Raw genomic sequence first — 3,316 nt, forward strand, 5'->3', positions numbered from 1 at the left:
CGATGAGCGGCGCCATCAGCTTGGCGTAGACGGGATCGTAGATGCCGGGGTCCGCACCGAAGATGGTGCGGAGCCCCTCCGGCTCGCCGGTCACCACAAATCCGCACTCCAGGCCGGGGAGATAGAACGGGTCGCCGTAGCGGTCGCGGCAGTCGCGGAACAGCTTGAAGGGATCCCGCATGTACCGCAGCTGCTGCAGAATGGCGCTGGGGGGCCCTTCGGTAGCTTCGTCATGGGAGGATAATCGCATGTCGATACCGCTGGGGTGTTTGCTGGTATTGCCCGAACTCGCTTGCGCCGGGGCCAAGCTCACACCTGCCGTGGGCAAGCCCAGGTGCTCCAGTATCGCTCGCACTCCCCTGCCTGCCTTCACGTACGCAAGAACTCGCCGCCTGCCTCTACCCCTCGCGCAGGCCAACACGTCGAAGTCCAACGTCCTCTTCAGCAACCCTGCCCCATCCACTCGCGCCGTCCTCTCCTTCATCCGCTCCTTCCTCGCCGCTGCCTCACTCCCCGCTCTCGCCTCCTCTGCTGGGGGGAGCACTTCCGGACACAGGGGGGACCGGCTCTGGAGCGAGATAGGCTCCGAATACGGGGCAGGTTGCTAGCTAGTTCTTGTCCTTCGGCGGATTAGGGTCGTTGCCGTAGCTGTTGCGCTTGCCGATGGTGCCATCCATGTTGTGGATGTAGTGCTCGGACTTGTTCCCCATCGCGAGCCTCCTTCCTTTTTCGACGGCCTCCTCTTTCGCAGCGTGCCTGCTGAAGACCTCGCCATACACCATGACCTTATCATGCTTGGCTGCGGGCGCTCGCGCATCTTCGAGTTGCTGAGCGGCGGAGCGCTACGACGCGGGCCCAAGGTTGGCAAAGCCGCGATGATCTGCGCGAAGAGTCTATAGATGGTGCGCCGCACATTGAGCTTGTCGTGTTGCAAGTCGAGGTCGGCCCATAGGAGCCTGATCATTTCCCCAAGCCGCAGCCCATCCTGAGTGCCACGAGGATCAATGTGCGCCACTCCTGCACAGCAGCGTTGATCAGGTGCTCGGCTTCCTTGAAGAAGAGGGAGTCAAAGGTGGGTTCGTCCGTCTTGAACAGTCTGACGCGCGGAACGTGTTGGCGCGGCAGACCGGTGTAGCAAGGCTGAAACGACATACCACGCAGGTGGTACAGCCCTGACTATCCACCTCTCATACCATGGCCTGACACATGGCACTCTGACCGTGTGGAGGCTGGGGTTTCATGGCTCCTTCAGACAATGAGTTCTTCGATAAGGCCAAGACACTTACTCCTCTTCGGTCAGGGCCGCAGCCTGTCACAGGGATGATCCCAAGCGCTGGCGCCAGCGTCGATCTCGTTTCGAAGATGAGCAATATGGAGAAGCTGCGCCGAACGGTGGAGTATGCGCTCGCTCTTCCTACGCTGTCTGTGGAGATCAAGCGCGCGCTCGGCGAGTTCCTCAATCCGGAGAATCTCGCGATCGCCGCAGGGGTCATGGTGGTTTGGGCTGCCGCACACTTCTTCGGAGTGGGCGAGATGGTGGACGTCATCCTCGTGGGCGTCACCTATGCCACATTGGGCGTTCAAGGAATGCGGGGCCTCGCGGACCTCGTGGAGTTTGGCCACGACGTCATCAACGCGGAGAGTGACTTCGATCTACGCCGTGCGGCCAACAAACTGGCTCGAGCCTTCGTCGCGCTAGGAGTGGAAGTAGTCATGGCCCTGCTGCTCCGCAAGGCGCAGATCAAGCCCGCCGGTGCCAAGGACGCGCCGAGTTTGCGAGGGCAAGTTCTCAAGACGGATGTCCCTCCCAGCACTCCAGTGACTGGCGGTGGAAGGCCGGGCCTTCCTGCTCAGCCGGAGATGCGCCACCCCATGACCGAGGGGTCGCGGAGCCGTAGCCCCCTCACTGAAGACGAAATGGCGTCAGCCCGGGCCTATGCCGAGAAGTTGGGAATGCCGGCAGACAAGATCAAGCAAGACACCCCCACATCCTGGGGTGAGGCTTTTGGTGAGGAACGGCTCTACATTGGTAATGACCTGAAGCCCACGCCGGCAACCGGGAAGTCGTTGTCAGCCAATCAGCGTGTCAGCGAGCGAGGGGCTATTGCTCATGAGGTCGTGGGCCATCGCGAGGCGAGCATGTTGGGCCGTTCGCAGACGCCTCGCGATTACGAGGCGTGGAAGGCACTCTCACCCGCGGAGCAACACCGCCTGACGCAGTTGGAAGAGGCGCAGGCGAGCCTGCGGGCCGCAAAGTTTGCTCCAGATCTGGAGAAGAGCGAACGGAAGATTCTCTTCAAGGATGCTATGGAGCGCCTGGATAAGATTGGGATGGGGGTTGACGACGTGCCCAAGTTGAACTTGTTTCTCGAGAACAGGGTGCCAACCAAGCCATGAGCCACATCAAGCCAGAAGAGGAGCCTGTCCTGCGGGCGATCCGGGCAGTGAAAGAAGGGAAGACCCCACAAGAGCGGTGTGTATTCTGCGGGGGGAGAATCGAGGTCGAGGGAGCCCCGCCGGGAGGGCCCTTCTCGCAGTTCTATTTCACCTGTCCCTGCAAGAAGTCCTCCGGTTTCCTGCGCGGTTTGTGAGCCGTCAACCGTTGGGGGTTCATGGGCTCCCTTCCAACAGGCAGCCCGCGCTTCAGAGCGTGGGGGCGAGCTGCTCGGCGGCCACACAGGACGAGCCGTAGAGTCCCGGCCCGCCTACTCGTGAAGATGGAGGCTGCTGGGTGGAAATGCCTGTGGACCGGGAGAACTGCGAGGCGGTGACGTTCAGCGGCTACATGGGCAGCATGTTCAAGAACAAGTGTTACATGCCGGTCCTGTCCCACGGACGTCAACCCAACTCCAGCCCCACACTCCCGCCGTGAGCCTGGCTTGGAACTGTCATGAGTCGGCAGGTTCGATTGCCGCCGCTCCCAAGCAGAGCAACTCGCCGCTTTCAAGGCGCCGCCCTCTGAGAACTGGGGCGGCGCTTGCATCTCGGGACCCAATCCGGTTTTGGGGGACCAAAAGCTGAGACTTCTACCGTAACGATCGGATGTGACCTGGGAGATAGGGTGAGCACGCTGTGCATCTGGGGCGCGGACGGAATCCCGTGGGACGCAGGTCCAGGCGGACCTGGCTGTCGCCAAGGCGCGTGATGCCCTGGTGGAGTGTCGAACGCGGCTCATCAACTTCACGCGCGGGCTGGAAATCGGGCAAGGCCGGCCGGCCGTGCGCCTCGACGCATCATTCCAGCGCCAGCTGGATGGGCCGGGAGGGCCCGACCACGGCGTTCCGCGCGACGACGCGGATGGCCGGGTCGCCGTGGA

Annotated in this window: 3 protein-coding genes and 1 pseudogene; 2 read left to right on the plus strand and 2 right to left on the minus strand. The window is 62.3% G+C overall.

Annotation, left to right across the window (positions count from 1 at the left end; all coding sequences use genetic code 11):
- Nucleotides 1–181 (minus strand): annotated as a pseudogene (locus KY501_RS52675) (cytochrome P450); the annotation flags it as partial.
- Nucleotides 182–608: 427 nt separating this feature from the next.
- Nucleotides 609–782 carry a DUF2188 domain-containing protein gene (locus KY501_RS52680; RefSeq protein WP_224373222.1) on the minus strand — a complete coding sequence of 58 codons (174 nt, stop codon included), beginning with the start codon at nucleotides 780–782 and terminating at the stop codon, nucleotides 609–611.
- Nucleotides 783–1,239: 457 nt separating this feature from the next.
- Here KY501_RS52680 and KY501_RS52685 point away from each other — a divergent pair, with 457 nt between their 5' ends.
- Both KY501_RS52685 and KY501_RS52690 read left to right on the plus strand, forming a co-directional pair.
- On the plus strand, nucleotides 1,240–2,397 hold the full coding sequence (locus KY501_RS52685; protein WP_224373224.1) for a hypothetical protein: 1,158 nt from the start codon (nucleotides 1,240–1,242) through the stop codon (nucleotides 2,395–2,397).
- A 334-nt stretch (nucleotides 2,398–2,731) separates the two neighbouring features.
- On the plus strand, nucleotides 2,732–2,872 hold the full coding sequence (locus tag KY501_RS52690) for a hypothetical protein (protein ID WP_224373226.1): 141 nt from the start codon (nucleotides 2,732–2,734) through the stop codon (nucleotides 2,870–2,872).
- Nucleotides 2,873–3,316 lie beyond the last annotated feature (444 nt).

The sequence above is a fragment of the Hyalangium versicolor genome (genome assembly GCF_020103695.1).
Lineage (GTDB): Bacteria > Myxococcota > Myxococcia > Myxococcales > Myxococcaceae > Hyalangium > Hyalangium versicolor.